The sequence below is a fragment of the Syntrophomonas palmitatica JCM 14374 genome (genome assembly GCF_001311885.1).
Lineage (GTDB): Bacteria > Bacillota > Syntrophomonadia > Syntrophomonadales > Syntrophomonadaceae > Syntrophomonas_A > Syntrophomonas_A palmitatica.
Genome location: NZ_BBCE01000046.1, coordinates 1 through 1,520, shown reverse-complemented (window position 1 = coordinate 1,520; position 1,520 = coordinate 1). Strand labels below are relative to the sequence as shown.

General features: G+C 45.2%; 2 protein-coding genes. Both read right to left on the bottom strand.

Annotation, left to right across the window (positions count from 1 at the left end):
• Positions 1-293: 293 nt before the first annotated feature.
• Complete coding sequence (locus JCM14374_RS12800; RefSeq protein ID WP_242849002.1) at positions 294-1,124, bottom strand: IS3 family transposase; 831 nt, start codon at positions 1,122-1,124, stop codon at positions 294-296.
• 19 nt (positions 1,125-1,143) lie between these two features.
• On the bottom strand, positions 1,144-1,458 hold the full coding sequence (locus JCM14374_RS12795) for a transposase (protein ID WP_054698174.1): 315 nt from the start codon (positions 1,456-1,458) through the stop codon (positions 1,144-1,146).
• Positions 1,459-1,520: the final 62 nt, after the last annotated feature.

Sequence of the window (1,520 nt, the reverse complement as noted above, 5' to 3'; positions counted from 1 at the left end):
TTATGAAAAAGTCAAGAAAAGCGTACACCCAAAACATCAATATAATGTGGCCAATCAAAACATTCCTGGCTAACCCAGGAGCGAAAGAAACCGCGCTTTCAACTAGCTTAGCGGACTTTACAGACGGAGTCCCCGTATGTGATACAATGGTTTATCGACGGGGCAGAACCATTGTATTTCATTCCCAGCCTCCCCGTCGCAATTGTTGGCATTCACATACGGGGTGGATGTCAAGTCCGCTGAGGCTTTTTGCGACTCAAAAAGGAATGGGCCATCCTGGTTTTAGTAATATATTATGCCGCCGCCTTAATCCGCTGCTGGAAAAGCCGACGCTTAACAAGTGGCGGAAGATTTTGTTCATTGGCCGTATGCCTTCTTTTTCGGTTGTAATAGCCTTCGATCCAATCAAAAATCCTTTGGCAAACATCGGATCTGCTCATCTTATACAGCGGCAATCTGTAAATAAGCTCTTTTTTCAGAGTGGCAAAAAAACTCTCTATCCGGGCGTTGTCAAAACAGTTTCCTGTCCTTCCCATGCTCTGTTTCAAACCTTTATTAACCAGGGTTTCCCTGAATAAGTGTGAGGTAAACTGGCTTCCCCGGTCTGAATGGATAATCAGTTCTTCGCTCTTGCCATAACGCTTTATTGCTTGATTCAATGCTGCTGTACATAGCGGTGCTTTCATGTTGCTGTCCATAGAAAATCCAACAATAGAAGCATCAAAACAGTCTAGTACAGCGCATAAATAGAGTTTGCCGTCTCTGCACTTCATTTCGGTGATATCGGTCAACCATTTGTTGTTGGGACTCTCAGCGGTAAAATCACGCTTTATTAAATCTTCAGCCATCTGTGTTGCCGGATTGGTTCTGGTTATTCCTTTTGGTATACGCCGCTTTTGCAACAAGCCGTATTCCCGGCAGATATTATAGCCTTTCCCATAGCTCGGTTTTAATAAGTCGGGTAAGGCTTCAATCATACTTCTTACTCCATAGGTGGGATGGTCTTTTCGCACTTGCTTCAGGGCCGATACCAACGCCTTGTCCCGTTCCCTGCGGTCAGGGCGCTTTTGCCAAGCATAATAGCCTTCACGGCGTATGCCCAATGCTGCACAACATAAGGCAATACTTAATGTACCGTGGTTTTTATCTATCCAGGCATAGAGCTCTCGCGGTTTTTTCCCGGTTATCGACCCGCCAAAAACCCATGGCTTTTTTTAGAATTTGATTGGCCTCACGTAATTCATCATTCTCGCGTTCTAACCGTTTAAAGCCTTCTTCAGCTGTCTCGCCGGGTTTTAGTCCTTTTAGTGGCCTGCCCTGTCCCAATCGCTCCTTGCGTTGCCACAGGTACAAGGTTTTAACAGGTATTCCTAGCTTTTCGCCGGCTGCTCGTACTCCTTGTTGAGCGCATAATCTCAGTGCTTCTCGTTTAAATTCCTCTGTGTACTTGCTTCCCATTTTTGCATCATCTCCTTGACTTTATTTTTGTCAAGGGTGTGCGCTTTTAGTATATCAGTCCA

Coding starts and splice junctions, on each gene's coding strand:
- JCM14374_RS12795 (WP_054698174.1), bottom strand. CDS start 1,458: ATGGGAAGCAAGTACACAGAGGAATTTAAACGAGAAGCACTGAGATTA.